The organism is Methylophilus sp. 'Pure River' (assembly GCF_046765995.1).
Classification (GTDB): Bacteria; Pseudomonadota; Gammaproteobacteria; order Burkholderiales; family Methylophilaceae; genus Methylophilus.
The window spans coordinates 192,485-211,078 of sequence record NZ_JBKOUE010000006.1 but is presented as its reverse complement, the minus strand read 5'-3'; the positions used below and the strand labels follow the sequence as shown (position 1 = coordinate 211,078).

The 18,594-nt window shown below is 49.4% G+C and carries 18 protein-coding genes; 11 read left to right on the top strand and 7 right to left on the bottom strand.

Annotated features, from left to right (window positions below):
- Positions 1 to 402 precede the first annotated feature (402 nt).
- The 3 genes from ACIDE9_RS09260 to ACIDE9_RS09250 all read left to right on the top strand — a co-directional run bounded on the left by ACIDE9_RS09260 (position 403) and on the right by ACIDE9_RS09250 (position 2,002).
- Positions 403 to 558: a DUF3309 family protein gene (locus ACIDE9_RS09260; protein WP_411994303.1), complete on the top strand. Its 156-nt coding sequence runs from the start codon at positions 403 to 405 to the stop codon at positions 556 to 558.
- A gap of 69 nt (positions 559 to 627) precedes the next feature.
- Positions 628 to 1,026 (top strand): PA2779 family protein, encoded by a 399-nt coding sequence (locus ACIDE9_RS09255; protein ID WP_411994302.1) that lies wholly within the window; start codon positions 628 to 630, stop codon positions 1,024 to 1,026.
- Between the two features lie 22 nt (positions 1,027 to 1,048).
- A complete protein-coding gene (locus ACIDE9_RS09250) occupies positions 1,049 to 2,002 on the top strand; it encodes a PA2778 family cysteine peptidase (protein WP_411994300.1) in 954 nt (317 codons plus the stop codon).
- Between the two features lie 51 nt (positions 2,003 to 2,053).
- Here ACIDE9_RS09250 and ACIDE9_RS09245 read toward each other — a convergent pair whose 3' ends face one another.
- On the bottom strand, positions 2,054 to 3,664 hold the full coding sequence (locus tag ACIDE9_RS09245; RefSeq protein WP_411994299.1) for an EAL domain-containing protein: 1,611 nt from the start codon (positions 3,662 to 3,664) through the stop codon (positions 2,054 to 2,056).
- Between the two features lie 252 nt (positions 3,665 to 3,916).
- Positions 3,917 to 4,396 carry a DUF421 domain-containing protein gene (locus ACIDE9_RS09240; RefSeq protein WP_411994297.1) on the bottom strand — a complete coding sequence of 160 codons (480 nt, stop codon included), beginning with the start codon at positions 4,394 to 4,396 and terminating at the stop codon, positions 3,917 to 3,919.
- Positions 4,397 to 4,647: 251 nt separating this feature from the next.
- On the opposite strand from ACIDE9_RS09240, the gene ACIDE9_RS09235 reads away from it, so the two are divergent.
- Both ACIDE9_RS09235 and ACIDE9_RS09230 read left to right on the top strand, forming a co-directional pair.
- Complete coding sequence (locus ACIDE9_RS09235; protein WP_370583281.1) at positions 4,648 to 4,803, top strand: DUF3309 domain-containing protein; 156 nt, start codon at positions 4,648 to 4,650, stop codon at positions 4,801 to 4,803.
- Between the two features lie 21 nt (positions 4,804 to 4,824).
- Positions 4,825 to 5,106 carry a hypothetical protein gene (locus ACIDE9_RS09230; protein ID WP_411994295.1) on the top strand — a complete coding sequence of 94 codons (282 nt, stop codon included), beginning with the start codon at positions 4,825 to 4,827 and terminating at the stop codon, positions 5,104 to 5,106.
- Here the strand turns inward: ACIDE9_RS09230 and ACIDE9_RS09225 are convergent.
- Positions 5,093 to 5,266, bottom strand: coding sequence for a hypothetical protein (locus tag ACIDE9_RS09225; RefSeq protein WP_411994293.1), 174 nt, complete (start codon positions 5,264 to 5,266; stop codon positions 5,093 to 5,095). The two genes, ACIDE9_RS09230 and ACIDE9_RS09225, sit on opposite strands and share 14 nt — an antisense overlap.
- A 348-nt stretch (positions 5,267 to 5,614) precedes the next feature.
- Here ACIDE9_RS09225 and ACIDE9_RS09220 point away from each other — a divergent pair, with 348 nt between their 5' ends.
- The 6 genes from ACIDE9_RS09220 to ACIDE9_RS09195 all read left to right on the top strand — a co-directional run bounded on the left by ACIDE9_RS09220 (position 5,615) and on the right by ACIDE9_RS09195 (position 12,771).
- A complete protein-coding gene (locus tag ACIDE9_RS09220) occupies positions 5,615 to 5,779 on the top strand; it encodes a DUF3309 family protein (protein WP_194754905.1) in 165 nt (54 codons plus the stop codon).
- 154 nt (positions 5,780 to 5,933) lie between these two features.
- Positions 5,934 to 7,277 (top strand): diguanylate cyclase domain-containing protein, encoded by a 1,344-nt coding sequence (locus tag ACIDE9_RS09215; protein ID WP_411994291.1) that lies wholly within the window; start codon positions 5,934 to 5,936, stop codon positions 7,275 to 7,277.
- Positions 7,278 to 7,340: 63 nt separating this feature from the next.
- Complete coding sequence (locus ACIDE9_RS09210) at positions 7,341 to 8,099, top strand: hypothetical protein (RefSeq protein ID WP_228520048.1); 759 nt, start codon at positions 7,341 to 7,343, stop codon at positions 8,097 to 8,099.
- Positions 8,100 to 8,216: 117 nt separating this feature from the next.
- Positions 8,217 to 8,876, top strand: a complete 660-nt coding sequence (locus ACIDE9_RS09205; RefSeq protein WP_194741310.1) for a pyridoxamine 5'-phosphate oxidase family protein — start codon at positions 8,217 to 8,219, stop codon at positions 8,874 to 8,876.
- 199 nt (positions 8,877 to 9,075) lie between these two features.
- On the top strand, positions 9,076 to 11,715 hold the full coding sequence (locus ACIDE9_RS09200) for an EAL domain-containing protein (protein WP_411994289.1): 2,640 nt from the start codon (positions 9,076 to 9,078) through the stop codon (positions 11,713 to 11,715).
- A gap of 183 nt (positions 11,716 to 11,898) precedes the next feature.
- Positions 11,899 to 12,771: a choice-of-anchor A family protein gene (locus tag ACIDE9_RS09195; RefSeq protein ID WP_411994287.1), complete on the top strand. Its 873-nt coding sequence runs from the start codon at positions 11,899 to 11,901 to the stop codon at positions 12,769 to 12,771.
- 66 nt (positions 12,772 to 12,837) lie between these two features.
- Here ACIDE9_RS09195 and ACIDE9_RS09190 read toward each other — a convergent pair whose 3' ends face one another.
- The 4 genes from ACIDE9_RS09190 to ACIDE9_RS09175 form a co-directional block, all read right to left on the bottom strand.
- Positions 12,838 to 14,301: a porin gene (locus tag ACIDE9_RS09190; protein ID WP_411994286.1), complete on the bottom strand. Its 1,464-nt coding sequence runs from the start codon at positions 14,299 to 14,301 to the stop codon at positions 12,838 to 12,840.
- Between the two features lie 193 nt (positions 14,302 to 14,494).
- The gene (locus tag ACIDE9_RS09185) at positions 14,495 to 15,769 is read right to left on the bottom strand and encodes an OmpP1/FadL family transporter (protein WP_411994285.1); all 1,275 of its coding nucleotides are present in this window, start codon (positions 15,767 to 15,769) and stop codon (positions 14,495 to 14,497) included.
- A 96-nt stretch (positions 15,770 to 15,865) separates the two neighbouring features.
- On the bottom strand, positions 15,866 to 17,941 hold the full coding sequence (locus ACIDE9_RS09180; protein ID WP_411994284.1) for an EAL domain-containing protein: 2,076 nt from the start codon (positions 17,939 to 17,941) through the stop codon (positions 15,866 to 15,868).
- A gap of 6 nt (positions 17,942 to 17,947) precedes the next feature.
- Complete coding sequence (locus ACIDE9_RS09175; protein WP_194754898.1) at positions 17,948 to 18,475, bottom strand: YfiR family protein; 528 nt, start codon at positions 18,473 to 18,475, stop codon at positions 17,948 to 17,950.
- Positions 18,476 to 18,594 lie beyond the last annotated feature (119 nt).

The window sequence follows — 18,594 nt, the reverse complement described above, 5'->3', positions numbered from 1 at the left end:
TAAAATGCATTGTTTGATCATGCTGAACATGGATGTGTTGCGGCATTCAACCTCATCCATTCTCTCCCAGGATACATTCTTTTATACAAATTAAATTGTATGTGATAGTAAAGCATTGCGTGGCGGAATGAGAGAACTCTTTGCGTGTCTGTTATATTTTTATGCTTGTGTTTGGGAGAATGCCGGCCGGATAGGGGATGGTCTTTTTTTCTCCATCATTGCATGTTGCTAGCAAGGTTTTATTCCAAACAAATCCCTGTATCGGACTATTCCTACAATAAATTCAGCCGTTGTGACATGTTATTAGGGATGGTTTGTCCGCATGATGGAGCCTCACGCATTTAATACCAATACGCTGATTGACAGTATCACTGGCAATCGTTTGCCTGAGGAGTACATGCTATGCTGAGAACCCTGTTGCTGGTGATTTTGATTTTGGCTTTAATCGGTGCCTTGCCTACCTGGCCTTACAGTGCTGGTTGGGGTTATTACCCAAGTGGCGGCCTGAGCTTGATCATTCTGATATTGCTGATTCTTGCGCTCACGGGGCGGCTATAGTTCGTGCGCCTGAGGTGGTTTTACGGTGGTAAGTATGCCCAATTCAATCTCTACATAAAGGAACTGATCATGATGATGGCTAAACGTTTTTTAAGTATTTTTTTAGCAGCTTCGCTCTTATTTACTGGGTCTATGCAAGCTGTACAGGCAGCCATGATTGGCACTGATCAAGTCGCTGAATCGACGATATCGGCCAAAGGCGCGCAAGACCGAGCCAAAATCGTAGAGATACTTTCACGCGATGAGGTGCAGTCTGAGTTGGTGAAGCGTGGTATTGATCCTGTGGACGCCAAGTCACGCGTGGCGGCATTGACCGATGACGAAGCGAATAACCTCGCCTCTCAATTGGATAAAGCACCTGCTGGCGGCGGCATTATTGGTGCGATTGTGCTCGTATTCTTTGTATTGTTGCTGACTGATATTTTAGGCTTCACAAAAATCTTCCCATTCACACGTTCAGTGCGTTAAGACCGTACCTCTGGATATGTCTATGAGTGCCATCAAAGCCAGTTTGCGCCACCTAAGCCTGCTGGCTTTTTGGTGCCTGTTAAGCGCATGTGCGGCGACAGGGGTGCGTGAAGCCACGCACAATACCCAGTTGCCACGCCATGCCGAACTGACGGACACGCCTTTTTTTCCGCAGGCACAATACCAGTGTGGCCCGGCCGCGCTGGCAACGGCATTGGGGGCGGCCAATATTCAAGTGACCCCAGCGCAACTGACCCCTGAGGTATATGTACCCAGCCGTCAGGGCAGCCTGCAGATTGAAATGCTGGCTGCTGCCAGACGGCACGGCGCAGTGGCGGTAAAAATCCCGCCGCAACTGGATGCTGTGATGCAGGAGGTGGCTGCGGGCAATGTGGTGGTAGTCATGCAGAACCTTGGTTTTTCGTGGGTCCCCTCCTGGCATTATGCCGTCGTCGTTGGTTATGATCTGGATAAAGAATTGTTGTGGTTGCGCTCAGGTACTTATGAGCGTTTTGAAATGTCGCTCAGTGCATTTCAGCGCACATGGGCACGGAGTGAGCATTGGGCATTTGTGGCATTAGCCCCAGGCAGGTTGCCCGTCAGCGTAGGCGCAGACGATGTCGCCAAGGCTTTGGTGGCTTATGAGAAGAACACCTCAGTAACTGCGCGAAAAACAGCGTATCAGGCCGCCGTCAATCAGTGGCCCGATCACCAGGTGCTATTGATGGGCTTGGGTAATGCGGCCTATGCCGACAATGATTTGCCGTTGGCTGCGGCCACTTTCCAGCATATGACCGACGTACATCCTGCTTCAGCCGCCGCTTATAATAATTTAGCCAATGTGCTGCTTGCACAAAAGCACATCACCCAGGCAGAAACGGTTGCCGAGAAAGGGCTCGCCTTGGCCGGGGACAATCAACAGTTAAAATCTCAACTTGCACAGACGCTGACTGAAATCCGTCAGTCTCGAAAATAATTACGAATGGTGTGAGCGCTTGCTTACGTTTTAAAATAGATTTTTTCTATCTTAAGTGGCCTGTGTGATCGGTGGGTGTTTGTCCAGGTAAGCGTAAAAATCTTTTCGTTTGAGTGATTTTGAGAATAACCAGCCCTGTACATATTTGACACCACGTGCTTGCAGGATTTCTGCTTGCGCTGCCGTTTCCACGCCTTCAGCCACCATATCCAGCTGTAACGTTTTCGCCATTTCAATAATATGAAAAGCGACGTGGCTGGTGACCGCGTCGGTGCCCACGGAGTCGACAAAAGTCTTGTCGATCTTAAGGTAATCCAGCTGGAACTTGGTCAGGTAAGACAGGCTGGAGTAACCCGTCCCGAAGTCATCAATCGCTACCCGTACACCGCAATCACGGATAGCCTTGATGGTCGTGAGCGCATCGTCATCATCGAGAAAACCACGTTCGGTGACTTCAATCAGGAGTTGCCCGCCTGATGCTCCGCTGGATTTGGTCAGGTTTTTAATCAGTGATAATAAGTGGCCTGAGCGAATGTCGTGCGAGGAGATATTAATGCCGACATGAAAGTCCTGATGGGTATTAAATGCATTGCGCATGTCTTTCGCCACGAGTTCAAACACGCGTTGCGTGATTTGGCAAATGACGCCTGCCGCTTCGGCGGCGGGGATAAACGTGTCCGGACTGATGAAGGTATTATCCGGCGTTCGCCATCGAATCAATGCTTCGGCGCCGACACAAGTATTGTGATGCAAATGCATGATGGGCTGATATTCCAGGTAAAACTCATCATTTGCTAACGCGCGCAAAATGGCCGATTTAGTCGAGTACCTGGTGCGCTGCATATAGACAAATAGCCCGCCCAATAACAGGCCGACAATGATGGCCAGCGGGATCAGGATTTGAATAAAAGTCACGATATCATCATTGATATCCTTAAGTGGGATGGCGGCCACCACTGCGGTGACATTCAGCTGGTTGGGTGCAATATACACCAGCATCTGGCGCTCTTTATCAATAAAAGTAAGTGCTTGCTTACCTTGGTATCTTTGTAGCCAGGCTGCTGCAATCTCTCCCTTGCTGGTATATAGCCGGTGCGACTGAATGCTGAACACGCCGATAGCAACCTCGGAGTTATCCAGGGCTTCTATGGCGTGGCTGGGTACAAACATGATGGCCCAGCCGGATTTTTCGAAAATCACCAGATGCCGGTCTTGCCAGTCTGCAATCTTGATGTTGGACCATACCTTGGTGCCATCGGGCTCAGTCCGGTAGGGCTGACCGAGTTCCATCCCATCCAGCAATTCGGAAATAGATGAGCAGAGGATTTTGTTGTCGCGGATATGTGCCACGCCCTGCAAGAAGAATCCTGACACATTGAATTCCTGCATCTTTTGTACCTGTTGTGGCAGGCAAGCGTCCTGTTCGGCGATAGAAGAAAAGTAATTCACCACATTGGCAAACTGTTGCCGTGTAGTGCTCATGCGCATTAATACGCCGGAAGTGATTTCCCGCAGGTGTTTGGTTTCTTTTGAAACCGCCTGGTTATGGGCAATGATTAAAGATAGAAAGATGGAAATGGAGGCGGTGATGGCAATCAGTAGAACGGTAATGCCAGTGACAATTTTTTTGTTACGCCAGCTTTTCTTTAATAGGTGATCCATGTGATGCCTCCTTCCAACAGTCAGTTTCATCGCTATCCTTACAGATTGGCCAGCGTGCAGTGGCTGGCCAATGGGTCATGGGATAGGTGTATGCAACCTGGAGGTCATGGAACGGGCGCGGAGTGCAAGAATGATAAGCATAGTTCTTTTCGTTAGTGTTATTTGAATATCGATCTTGAGGCGGTGAGAGGCACATGAAGCTGCGTCACTTTTACAGCGTGAGAATAAACGTTAATTTGAAGAAAGTCATTGTTACTTATCGTCGTGAATAATACTGAGCTGACCATCTGACTCTAATTGCATTTGTTTTACTGCGGATAAATGCTCAATCCCTTCTTCTCGCAGCTTGGCCAGAATATCGTCTTTGGTAATGAATTCGCGTCGCATGGCACGGGTTTGCAGTACGCCGTGACGGACCAGTACCAGCGGCGGCGCTTCCATCACGCGTCTGACCCATTCGTTTTTATAGCTCAGCCAGTCTATCAACAGATTCCAGAAAACCAATACGCTGATCAATGCCAGGCCGTCCAGGATCGATTTGGCATCCCCGCTCATAGCGTTTTGGGAAGCATCGGCCACAATGACCACAAACAAAAAATCCCCGACGCCGACACTGCCCATATCCCGGCGCAAGATGGATCTGAAAATAAAAAACAGGAACCAATAGACGATAGATCCTCGAATCACGATTTCCCACAAGGGAACGCTTAAGCTGAACGCAGATGTATCCATGTCATTCGCCACATTTAATGATGTGCAGAGAGTGTACAAAAATAAGGCCAGGGTATTTATCAGCGCCAGATGCACTTGTTGTAGGAAAAACCCGCTATGCCGACGATGAAAAAACGTGTCTTATTCATTCCTACAGCAAATTCAGCCACAGTACCATGGTCAGCATAAGGTGATGACGGCATGATGAAGCCTTACTCACTTTGGTATTCAGGCTTGCTTTTGTGGCCGGTTTGAATCGATGACTGGAGCGCATGATGTTCAGCACTGTCCTCATTATTATTCTCGTTATCGCACTGATTGGTGCTTTGCCCGCCTGGCCCCATAGTGCAAACTGGGGTTATTTCCCAAGTGGCGGTTTTGGTTTGTTGCTGTTGGCATTGTTGCTGCTGACATTTTCTGGAGGATAAGAGATGCATGGCGAGATGCAAATGAATCAATATACAAATCAGGGTAGGCAAAAAGGCATGCAGCCTGCTGAGGGGAGTGCACGCTTATTGCTGGATATTTTTGTACATCATTTTCAGCGGTTGGCAGGAGAAGCCTTGAGCGTTAAGCAATTAAGCGGGGTATGGTATGCACAACAGAAAAGCCAGCAAGACTTGTTACAAGGCATTGCCTATGCCAAAACACAACAATGGATCGATCCGCTACATGAAGCATTCCGGTTGACCAAAGCCGGCTATTTTGCAGCCAGTGTTAAACATCATTGATGATGTCGGGTTGCACGTCAGGCTCTGCAGGTTCTATTGGTTCGTAAGGTGTGTCAGGGTCCGGTTTGATCGGTTTATGTGTCTCTTCTGGAAATGCAGGGTGCGGGTTGATCTGTTGCTGAGCCTGGTCATGCTGATGCGGGATGTAAGTCGTAGACATATCAAACTCCATAAGGATATTGAGAGGACACTTCACATTACTGAGCCGCAGGCATCCGTATGTGCCTGATACGCCTGTCAGAATTTCATGCACAGCATCAGTAAATGGCTGTTTGTTTCACTTTTTAAAGCGTCCCCGGAACGCTGATAGCTTGTTAAGTATGTGGGCGCTTACGTCTCACATCTTTGTCCGATCATTCCTACAATGGATTCAGTATAAGTCACCTCGTTTTTCGCCAGACGATGCGCCATAATGAAGCCTGTAATAGATGTAACTATTCCTTGCTTCAACCATTAGATGCCTCTCGCTGACCGTGCTGTCGTGAAGGCTTGATTGCAGGAGGGCGATATGCTGGGGACGCTGCTGATAGTGATTTTCACGCTTGCTTTAATTCATGCTTTTCGTACCGGTCTTTACCGCGTGAGTTGGGGTATGGATCCAGGGCGTGCGTTGACCCTGTTGATCGCCGTCTTGATTATGATGGCGTTTGCCATTGGTTTCGTTGATTTTTAACGCACAATGATCTTCGTGATAACACTTTTTGAAGAGATAGTGATCGCGTGAATCATTTTCAATGATTAAAGAGTAAACCTATTGCTCTTTCTCAAAAGGAGTCGGATGAGCTTAGCGTAGAATGCAAAATGGAACCTTTTTGTGAAGTGAGCCAGTGCGTCCGAAACTTAGCCAAACGTTTAAAAGCCAACTGATTGCTGCATTTGCGGCAATGTTGGCTTTTTTGTTTTGGCATTTCCTGCTGGATTACCAGCGCCAGAAAGCTGAGGGCGAAGCTTATCTTGAAGCCGCGTCTTATGGCAGTCTGCTGCGTGCTGAGCTAGATCGTGAATTAAATTCCCTGCTATTTATTTCTAATGGCTTGTCCAGTTTTATCAAGGTCTACCGGAACGAATTAGAGCATGAGAAGATGCAGGCGATACTCGCTGATCTCTGGTCCAATGCGCATCATGTCAGAAACCTGGCCGTGGCTGTGAATTACAAGCTCACCTATGTTTATCCTGAAAAGGGCAATGAGCAGATTATCGGCATCGATTATCGTGAGGTTGCCTCGCAGTGGCCTAAAGTGAAACTGGCGATTGACTCTCGTCAAGGCGTGCTGGATGGCCCTTTGGATTTGATACAGGGCGGTAACGGCATGATTTACCGCTTCCCGATTTTTGTCGATGGTCACTACTGGGGCATTATGTCGACGGTGATTGATACCCATAGTTTTTTGCAAGCCGCTTTTCAGAATGTGCAAAATCCCCAGTTCTCATTTGCGATCAGGACTGCGGATCAGAAGCGCGTGTTTCATGGCGATGCGGCGTTGTTTAGTCAGAAAAACATCTTCATTCAGCAAAGCGAAGTGCCCAATGGCAAATGGGAATGGGCCATCGAGAATAAAAAAAGCCATGACCTGCCCGGGCGCAGCCTCGGTATCGTCTTGAGTGTATTGTTAAGCCTGCTGGTAGGCGGCATCGCCTACTTCTTTGCCCAGGAGCGTTATTATTTGTCCGAGGGTGCATTAATGGACAGCCTGACCGGCTTGCCCAATCGTCGTCTGCTCGAAAGCCGCCTGAATTATGCACACTCAGAAGCCAAACGTGATCACAAAAGATTCGGCCTCATGGCGCTGGATGTAGACCATTTCAAAGCTATTAACGACCAGTATGGTCATGATGTGGGCGATGAAGTCATTAAAGCGGTCGCTGTCAGGTTGAAATCCAATATCCGTGACATGGATACAGTCAGCCGTCTCGGAGGGGACGAGTTTGTGATTGTGGTCAAAGATCAATTGTCCGAGCAAGGCCTGGTCAAAGTCGCAACCAAGTTGCTGGATATTTTCAATGTGCCGATGCTGATTAATGATCATGAAATCGCCGTGCACCTGAGTGTTGGGCTCACCTTGTATGATCCTTTATCGGATGTCACCTTAAAGCAACTGCTTAAACAAGCGGACATGGCGCTTTACCAGGCCAAGCATACCGGCAGGAATACTTACAGCCTCTGGAAATAAACCAACGTTTATTGCACGCGCTCAGCGTGTTAGTATGGCATTTTTATTGATGTAAATATATTGATGAAGTGCACTGATGTTCTGTTGGTTGCCAGCCTGGTGGCCTGTTCGCCGCTTTACGCCTCCGATATCAATCTTGAACCACGCTTTGCCGAGCCTGATGCTGCGCATAGTACGCGGCTGTCTCGCATTCCGGAGCCCATGGTCTACGACCTGGTGCGTCCTTTGGGCGTCAGGCAGGGCGAAATGGAAATCAATGCGCTGGGCGACTATAACCCCTATACCGGCGATATTAATTGGGCGCCAGAGTTAGAGTACGGCCTGGCAGATGACCTGGCGATTGAGATCGAGCTGCCGTTTGAGAATGCCAGCCACGAACGTTATAAAGTGGCGATTCAGCAAACATTGAACATTGATGAAGCGCAAGGCATGGCCAACGGTTGGCAGGCATTTGTCGACGTCAATAAGCATACTAAAGCCGTGTCTGCTGATGCGACGTATATTCATGCCTTGAAATGGGAGGGCCAATGGTCGTCGTTGAGTATGCTGGGTCTGCGTGTGCACGACATCAACCGCAGTGCTCAAGTGGATTATTTGTTGAATAACACCGTTTTCTATGACGTTTCGCCGCGCCTGACCTTGGGCCTGGAACTGAACCAGGAAGTGAGTAGTGGCGGCACCTGGCGCTACCGGCTGACGCCGCAGCTGCATTATGATGCCAGCCAGTCTTACACGGTGCAGTTGGGCACCGCCTGGTCTACGCTGGATCATCCGGATAAAACGCAACGTTTGTGGAGTTTCCGGTTAATCCGGGTGTTTTAATGACAGTCATGCCTGAAGCTCCTACAATAGTCCCGTCTGAGGTGAGTTTGAACTCAGCGTCCAGTACCTTGGCAAGGTCTGGCAACGCACATTATTCATGAGTCTGGAGGGGGTAATATGAGTCGTTTGTTTGGAGAAACACACCGCAAGGTGCAGGATGAGCAAGGCACCAGGAAGCTGGCCGACCGTATTGAAGAAATCGCCTGCAAGACCGAGATTGATGACGATGCCAAAGGATTTATAGAGTCGCTGGATATGTTTTTCCTGTCTACGGTGGATCATAACGGACGGCCAACCGTCTCCTATAAAGGTGGCTTTACTGGTTTTGTGCGCGTGATTGATGACAAAACACTGATTTTCCCGATATACAATGGTAATGGTATGCAGCTTTCGGTTGGCAATATGGTCGAAAATGCAGATATTGGCATGTTGTTTATGTCTTTTGAGCGCCCGCACCGCATACGCTTGCAAGGAGTGAGCCAGGTATCCACAGACCCTGCGCTGCTGGCTTTGTACCAGGAGGCTGAATTTGTGGTCAAAGTGACGTTGTCCGAGCTGTGGCAGAACTGCCCGCGCTATATTCACCGCTATACACGAGACAGTGCTTCACGCTATGTGCCCAGTGCCCAATGTAAAACGCCTTTGGCTGAGTGGAAACGGTTGGAGTTTGTGCAGGATGTGATTTCTGAAGAGGATGCCCAAAAGGCCCAGGCGGCTGGTTTTATCCAGGTAGAAGACTGGATCGCAAAAATCAAAGCCGGCGCACCAGATGTGTAGCATCCGCTGCAACTTCTCTTAACACCGTTTCAGCAAGGCGTTCAGGATTTTCCTGGCGCCTTTTTTGATTGGAGTTCGCGTTCATCTGTGCCTGTTTAACGTACTGTAAAAGACAATTGTCGTAAATGTTTGTATTATTCTGTCGATAATACTCATAACCATCTTTTTGACCAATTGCAGGGTGTACACCTCATTACCCATGAATAACTTTGCAGCCAGGCCTGCACGGCGCCGTGTCTATCGTGTTCTGTCTTGGTTTTGCCGCTTGCTCTGCTGCGTCCTGCTGGGCGTAGGCATCGTCGCGTCTACGGTATGGGCAGAAGACAATGCCATCACCGTGATCAGTGACGATAATTATCCGCCCTATTTATTCAAGGATGCCAATGGCAATACGGTGGGCATCGTGGTTGATTACTGGAAGCTGTGGGAGCAACGGACCGGCGTCAAGGTGACGCTGCTCTCGACCGCCTGGGAGCAGGCGCAGCAGCAATTGTTAAGCGGTCATGCCGATGTGATTGAAATGATCTTCCGCAACCCGGAGCGAGAGCAGACTTATACGTTTACCCCTGCTTATGCCACCGTTCCGGTTGGGATCTATGTGCATGAGAGCCTGAGTGGATTGGTGGCGCCAGGCGGGCTGAGCGGATTCACCGTCGGGGTGCAAAAAGGTGATGGATGCATCTTCAGGCTCAAAGATGCTGGTGTGAAGTCGTTCCGACTGTATAACAATTATGAAGAGATTATTCAGGCGACCTTAAACGGTCAGGTCAAAATCGTCTGCATGGACGATTATCCTGCCAGTTACTATTTGTACCGCATGGATGCTGATAGCCAGATTCTGCGTGCATTTACGCTGTATCAGGGAAAATTTCATCGCGCAGTGAAAAAGGGCAATACCCAAATGCTGAACCTGATTGCACGTGGTGCAGATGCAATCAGCCCGGCAGACATGGCTGCACTGGAAGCTAAATGGAAAGGTAGCCCTTTGCAGCGCGGCGAGACTTCCAGGCAGGTAAAGATTGTGCTGGTGCTGATTGTCGTTGTGGCGTTGACGCTCGTTTTGCTGATTGTCATGCTGCGGGTAGCTGTCAAAAGAAAAACGGCTGAAATACAAAATAAGCGTGAAGAGTTAGAGCTTGAGCGTTTGCGCCTCACCGATATTATTGATGCGACCCGGGCCGGGACTTGGGAATGGAATGTGGAGACTGGCCAGTTTCAGTTTAACCGGCGCTGGGCAGAGATCCTCGGATATAGCCTCGAGGAGTTGATTCCGCATAATCTCGAAACAGCAAAGCGCCTGACGCACCCTGATGACTGGCAAACATCGATGACGCTAGTCGCACGCCATTTGCAGGGAGAAATCGAGTTTTATGAGTGCGATATCCGCATGCGGCATAAAGCGGGGCATTGGGTGTGGATTGTCGATCGTGGCCGTTTGATTTCACGCACGCCGGCAGGTGAGCCTGCGATGATGCGCGGGACGCATATTGATATCACGGATAAAAAACAGGCCGAAGCGGCCATTTGGCGTCAGGCCAATTACGATAGCCTGACCGAATTGCCTAACCGGCACTATTTTCATCAGCAAATCAAAGAGGCATTGGCAGAAGCCACTGCCACGCAGCAGCGTTTAACCTTGCTGTTGCTCGATCTTGACCGCTTCAAGGAAGTTAATGACAGCTTGGGCCACCGACGCGGAGATGAGTTGCTGGCAGAGGTCGGGCAACGTATCCGCCAGTGTGTGCCCGCAGCGGCGACGGTGGCCAGGCTGGGGGGCGACGAGTTTGCCATTATTGTGCCGGAAGGCCTGCATGCGGACCTGCATGCCTTGTGTAGCCAACTGATGCAGGATATTTCCAAGGCTTATATTTTAGGTGGCGAACGCGTGTTTGTGACAGTCAGCATCGGCATCAGCCAATATCCTGATGATGCTGTACACGCTGAAGAAATGATTCAGCATGCCGATCAGGCAATGTACGATGCCAAAAGCCGCGGCCGTAATAGTGTGCGTTTCTTCTCATTGGCCATCAGGGATGCGTTGTCACAACGCGTCAACCTTGCGCGTGATTTGCGCACTGCGCTGGAAAATAATGAGTTGCGTGACTACTACCAGCCTATCGTCAGTTTGCATGATGGCAAGATTGTCAAGGCCGAAGCCCTGATGCGCTGGCAGCATCCAGAGCGCGGCCTGATTAGCCCCGCTTTGTTTATCCCGGTGGCAGAAGAAACTGGCGATATTATTGCCATGGGCGACTGGATTTTCCATCAGGCTGCGCAGCGCGCCATACAATGGCAGCCATTGATGGGCGATGACTTTGCCATCAGTGTCAACAAATCACCGGTGCAGTTTGTGGAGCAATTCAACTTGCAAAATGACTGGGTACACGCTTTGCGTGCCATGGGCGTAGAGGGTAAGCGTATCGTAGTGGAAATCACCGAAGGCTTGCTGCTTAATCCGGATCCAGTGGTCGAAGAGCGTTTGCTGCAATTTAGGGACATGGGCATCCAGGTCGCGATTGACGACTTTGGTACTGGCTACTCTTCATTGTCCTACCTAAGCAAGTTCGATATTGACTATCTCAAGATTGACCAGTCGTTCACCCGCAACCTCAATGCGGGTAATGAGAGCTACGTGCTTTGCGAAGCGATTATTGTGATGGCGCATAAATTGGGCTTGAAAGTCATTGCCGAAGGCGTAGAGACTGCGCTACAGCGTGACTTGCTGATGGATATTGATTGCGACTATGCACAAGGTTTCTTCTATTCCCCGCCTGTTCCAGCGGATGCTTTTGAGCAGATGCTAGTGCAGCAGTCTCGCGAAGCGGCCATTGCCAGGTAGTTAACTGCCTGTGTAGAAACGGATTTACCCGAATGGGCTATCTGAGGCCAGAAGTAAAAGTGTTATAAGTCACTTAAACGATCATAAAACATTATTTATGATGACGATTATTTGGCTATTAAAGGGTGATGTATGAATTGGATGTTCAAAAGCGCGGTTATTGCCACACTTGCAATGCAAAGCATGGCAGCCTCGGCTGATGTGCTGGATTTTGGCGTAGCTGGCCAGTTTAACGTATTCGTGTTTAACAACTTTACCAGTAGTTATAGCGATGTTGAAGGTGCCGTCGCAGCGGGAGGCAACTTTACAGCGACAGGCTATGCAGTGAATGAGCTCAACAAAGCGGTTGCGGGGAATGCGCTGGTGGTTGGCAAAGACCTGGATTTTGGTAACGGTAGCGTGAAGAACGGTAATATTGATGTCGCTGGAACAATCAAGAATAGTCCAACGGTTACTGGCAGTTACACCAACAGCGACCCTATCAACTTCGCCAATGAGCGCACTTATTTGCTCAACTTGTCTGCCAGCCTGAATAATCTGGTGAATACTGGAACAGCGACTTACAACTATAGCGGCTTGCAACTCACCGCCAGCAACAATAGCAGTGCGCAAATTTTTGATATTGATGGCAGTTTTTTCAACTCCAGAAACAATACAACCTTTACTGGTTTTTCAGCAGGCCAAACCATTATTCTGAACATTTCAGGTAGTGGTTTGACCTTCAACGGCGGCACCGGCACTGACTTTGCCAGCTATGGTTTTAATGTCGTTTATAACTTCTATGAAGCCACGGCATTGAGTACCGGTTCAGGTGCAACGGGCACTATCCTGGCGCCACTGGCGGACATCACTGGCGGTTTTACGGCGATCAACGGTAACGTGATTGCCAATAGCTGGAACACCAATACCCAGGTCAATGTAAAAGGCATGTTCAAGCCAACAGAAATCACTGGCCTGGTGGTGACGCCGGTGCCAGAGCCTGAATCTTATGGCATGTTGCTGGTGGGTCTTGGTGTGGCTGGCATGCTGGCTCGCAGACGCAAATATCACGCCTAATCAACGCAGCAGCGCAAATAAAAAAGCTCAAGCATATGCTTGAGCTTTTTTAATTCCACATTCGCTTTAGAACTTCATGCGTAACCCAGCACCGTAGCTGGTCACATTCGTGTAATTCGAAGCGCTTGGATATTTATCACCTGAAAAGTGGTTGGTGGTATAAGCCAGATAAGTATCGAAACGTTTATTCAGCTTATAGTCCAGCATTGCCGTCCAGGTATCAATCTTGCCCTGTGAGTTGGTTGAAACGGTAGGGCCGTCAATGGCGTCCGCTTTTGTCAGGTAGTAGCCGATGGAGGTGGTCAGGCCAGCCAGGGCAGGCACGCGTTGCGCAAAGTCAAAGTTGGCACCCAGGTAATATACATAGTTATCCTGTTTGTAGCCTGGTTTCAATGCCGAGTTAGCTACGCCACCAAACACGGTTTGATCATAGATAGAGTGATAATCAATCGAGCGTGAGGAGGATGGTTGTAATTGATACCATTCCGCACCACCAATGATTTTCAGGTCTTTGGTCGGCATCCATCTGCCGGTCAGCAATACCGCCTGAGTGTTATATAGGGATACTGCAATGGTGTCATTGGCCAAAGGATTGCCAGCGCCAGCAATGCCTGACTTCACTGAATCAAAAAATCTGTCATAAGCCAATTGCACGCCGAATGCGCTGCTTTCGTAGCCTAATTGTGTGGTGTAGCCGTTGCCGTGCGAAGTGCCCGCTGAGTTACCGAACTGGTTGATCACGGCGTAATTGATTTTGTCATGGCTTTCCAACTCGTAAGTATTTGCATACTTGATGGAGTTTTTCATGCGTGAGTTTTCAGATACGCCACCACCACCACCCACGGTGCCGCTCTCACCCAGTGGTGAAAAGCTGTCGGCCTTACCGTTAGGATCATAGGTCACGGTGATTTCAAAGAACGGGTTGTATTGCGTACCATAAGTCAATTTACCCCATGAGCCAGCATCAATCCCTGCCCAGGCTTGGCGGGTAAACAATTCACCGTTCATGGAGGAGTTGGCGCTGACGCTGGAGTTGGCATTGGTACCGGAGTTATCAGCTAGGGTTTGTGCAGCATCGTGCAGTTTCATGTCCAGCGTATTAAAACCGGCTTCCAGTTGGTAGATAAACTTGAAATCGTGGTCCCATGCTTGCAGCTTGGCGACCTCACCTTTAAAGCCCAGGCGTGAACCTTGCCAGCCGCCATTCACCCAGTTAGTTCTTGAGGTGGTTCTGTCTGTTTTTTTTGCACCTGAGTAAGGGTAGAAGTTGTTTGCTAACTCATAGTTCTCAGGCAGAGAGTGATTGATATGGGTCAGGCCGATATCGACCAGGCCATATACCTGGAAGTAAGAAGGATGGTCGCCCAAATCGAAATTGATGCGGAACGGATTGTCATCATTCATGAAACGGGACACAAGAGAAGGGGATTCTTGTGAAGCCGTGCTGGCTTGGTCTGCTGCCTGGGCTGCGAATGCCTGGCTAATTGCCAGCGGCAGTAAAGCCAGTTTGAAAAAGTGCGCTATGGTCATCTTCTATCCTAAAAAGCGGTGTTTCGGGTTGTTTCAAGACACGCATTTTCAATCTGGTAGATGAAGTTTAAATGACAACCGGCTTACATGAAACTTACAAGGTGAAAGATACGCTGCTGACATGGCGCGGGAATCAGCCGTGATGCCATCAGCAGTCACGGCTGGCGTGTGGTATTGCTAGGCCCAGAGCGGCTTAGAACTGGTGTGTGAATTGCATGCTGAGGATGTCGGCACTGCCGTCATATTTACCTGCAATAATTCCTTTGCCAGGCGCAGGGCTTTGCTGATCGTCATAAATGCGCGCTTCTTTGATAAAAAGATGCGCATAGCCGACGTCAAATTTAGTCTGCGGACTATATTGCCAGCTCGCACCCAAGGATAGCCAAATACGGTCATTGCCAGGGATGCGCGCCGTACGGTGATTGTTGTCTATGGCTTCTTCGTCATAAGCGACGCCGGTGCGCAGTTTTATAGTATCTGTGTAACGATAGTTGACGCCTACAGAGTATCGCAGGGTGTTATTCCAGTGCTCTTGGGTCTCGCCCAGGATTGAGTTGCTACCGTTGTCGCGCACAATGCTGAGTGTTTTGAATTGACTCCAGCGAGTCCATGTCACATCAGTCAGTAAATCCCAGCGGTCATCCAGTCGACTAAAGCTGCTGAAAGAAAGCGTTTCTGGCAAGGTGAGGTCGGCAGTAATGTCTGTATTCAAGGTCCTGCCAGGAATCGCGTTTAATCCGGTAAAAGGTGAGCGTGCATCGCCTTTTAAATGTTGTTCTACTTTTGAGCGAAATGCCAAGCCTAATCGGGTATCGGGTGTGACTTGGTAAATGGCGCCCAGATTGTAACCAAAGCCCCAGTCTTTGCCTTTATTATTGATCGAGGATTCTGCTGCCCCTAAGTTGACGGCGCTGGTGAGCTCGGCTTGCGCCCACATCGCTGAGACGCCAAAGCCAAATGACCATTGATCGTTCAGTTTCCAGGCTAAGGATGGGTTGATATTAACGGTTTTGAGCTCTGATTTGATTGCCTGAAAGCGGCCCAGCCAGTTTTTGTCATATTCGGTTTTCAAACCGAAAGGCGTGCCTACGCCAATGCCGATTTTGAGCTGGTCGCTGATGTCTTGCTTGTAGTAAAAGTTAGGGATGGCCGCCAGACTGCCAATCTCCCCACCTTCGCCGCCCAGTGGGCGTGTACCTGCGCGCGCACTGTCCCTGTCATCAAAATCGCCTGTGGTTTTAATCAGGTGCAAGGCGCCGACCATCTGGCGACCTTCAAGGTAAGTCATGCCAGCCGGGTTAAAAAAAATGGTGCTGGCATCTTCTGCAACGGCTGAAGCGCCGGCGTAGGCATTGCCCAGGCCGCTCGCGCCTTGTTCAAACAGGGCGAAGCCCGCTGCTGTACTGTTGAGGTGATAGCCTGACAGTGCCAGGCCGACCAGTAGGTAAGATGGTTTGAAACGTAACATGTGTTCCCCTGAACGCTCTCTGTGTGACTTGTTGTTATCTGTGTGATTGCAATGCTACTTATCTAGGTTTAAGTATCTAGGCTAACTTTATAAGTGTTAGCTTTCGGCCCCGGCAATTTTACGAAAAACAGTTGGAATGCTTTCTGGAAATTCGGCCATAAACGCTGTTGTCTGGCTGGCAGACAAGGCTGCACTAAATAAATAGCCTTGTACATGATGGCAAAGTTTGTATTGCAAGTATTCAAACTGGATCGCACTTTCTACGCCTTCAGCAACGACTTTTAAATTAAGGCTCACCGCCAGTGCAACCAGGGCATCCACAATAGCAATATCGACCTTGTCTTGCGGAATGCCAGCCGTAAATTGCTTGTCAATTTTGAGGATATCGACCGGCAACTGCTTCAGGTAATTCATGGATGAGTGACCGATGCCAAAATCATCAATTGCAATGCCTATACCCAATTGTTTGAGTGAATAAAGAATTTGTTTGGCCGATTCAATGTTGCGCATGACCATGGACTCTGTGATTTCCAGGTTAAGTGTGCGTGGCGAGACGTGGTAAAAATCCAGCGCATGGCGGATAGTGTCAGACAAGCTGTCATCATCCAGTTGTCGTGATGAAATGTTCACGTTCATGAACAGGTCAGGGTCAAACATTTCTTGCCACATGGACAGTTGCTTGAGCGACTGGTGGATCACCCAGGCGCCTATGCTGATGATGAGTCCTGAGCCTTCTGCCAGGTTGATAAACTGGTCTGGCGTCAGCAAGCCTTTGCTTGGATGGCGCCATCTGAGCAGTGCCTCAAAGCCGATGGTTTTGAGCAACTGGGTATGGATAATCGGCTGGTAATACAACTCCAGCTCCTGATTCTGCAAGGCAAAATGCAGCTCTTCACGCAGGTTGCGCAATTCCGAGGTGTTAGCCTCATCCGTTTCGCTATAAAAGCGGTAGGTATTACGCCCGGCATCTTTGGCCTGGTATAACGCCACGTCGGCATTCTTCATGACTTCGGTTTTGGAGTCAAAGCCGGGCCGCAGCTGTGCAATCCCAATACTGACCCCGATGTGGATTTCATGGTCATCGACGATAAATTGTGCAGAAATGGTTTGGATAATCCGTTTGCATACCTGCTCTATCAGATTGCGCGCAGGCGCATCCAGCAGGATGGCAAACTCATCTCCGCCCAGGCGGAAAATGGCATCTTCCTGTGACATATTGCCGCGCAGTCTGTGCGCCACCTGCTGTAATAGCTTGTCGCCGGTGTTATGGCCAAAGGCATCGTTGACGATTTTGAAACGGTCCAGGTCCAGTAGCAGCAGATAAACGTGTTTGCGGTCATCCAGCGGGGCGGTGATCTTGCGCGTGATGGCTTCTTCAAACGCGTGGCGGTTCAATAACTGGGTGTTTTTATCATAGTGCGCTAAAAACTGCAGTTTCTCTTCAATCACCTTGCGGTGTTCCAGTTCGGCTTGCAACCGGTCATCCCGTTGGCGGATGCTTTCCAGCATGTTGTTGATATCATGGCTCAGCATGCCGATTTCGTCGGCGCTGGTCACTTTGATACGCTGGTCGTAATGGTGATTGCGCGTGATCTTGCTGACGAAGCTTTGTAGCGCGTGAATCGGATCGACAATATTGCGGTTCAGTCGCCACATAATCAGGCAGCCTGCCAATGCCGCTGCTAGCACGGCAATGGCATTCGACCAGGCAAAGCCGATTAATACATCGACAATTTGTTCCTGCTTGATAGTGGCATGCAAAGTGCCTACGGTTTTATCATTAACGATAATCGGCGTCGAGACTTCCATGTCGGTAAAGTAGGGATACAGCCATTGCCAGCCTGCCGGGTTTTGCGGGTGCTCAGGATGCAGGCTTTGCAAGGGTTGTTGTTGCTGATTAAGAATGACGACGCTGCGGATATTCTGGTTATCTGTCAGCGGTTCCAGTGTTTTGGCGGCAGAGCTCACCTCGCCAAACATCACGGCCGGGCCAATCGAGTTTGCCACCACATTCATTTGTACCAGAATGTCACGGATCAGGTGGGAGCGCAGACTGTGGTAATGGCTGCCGAATGCAAAGACAATAAATACCAGCAGCATGCTCAATGTCATCACCAGCTCGGTGAGCAGTAGTTTGTGCGCAATCTTGAGGTGTGGAAGTAGTCTTAACATACACAATCAATTAACAATATTGGTCGCCAGTTTCATCAGTCGCGTGTCAAACACAATGCCTGCCTGTTTGGCCGATGTCAGGTGCAGTGCGAACTGGTAGCGTTTGTCCTGCTCGCTGATTTCCACATGGCCATACTCAGAAAACTTGTTGCCGTTATATACAACGGTCAATACGGACTCTTTCTGGATGATCTGTTGTAATTCTAGCGGCTTTTGTGCGCCGTAGTCCTGAATATATAACAGATTGCAGCGCTTGACGTCGGTTGGCGCTTTCACTGTGACCAAAAATATCTGTAAATTCTGTAATTTTTGCGATTCCAGCGCTGTGGCCTTCAAATGGCCGATGTCTTCTTCAAATGCACATACTGCATAGGTGTCTTGTGGCTGGCGGTTAGGCATCTGGCTCAGCAGGGCCAGGTTGAAAAGTAATTCACTCTTGGTTTCACGGGCTTGTTCAGGCCCCGCTTGCGACAAGCCGCTGGTACCCAGGCCAAGCAAGGGGAGAAGCAAACAGGTCCGGCGCACTGAAATCATATTGGTCTGACTCCATCAGGGTTGGTGGGGATGGCCTGAGACGAGGTGAACTGCGGCGCGATTTTCCCGGGCGATTGCATCGGCAACCCTTGGTTCTATCCCAGTTTAAATAACGATTC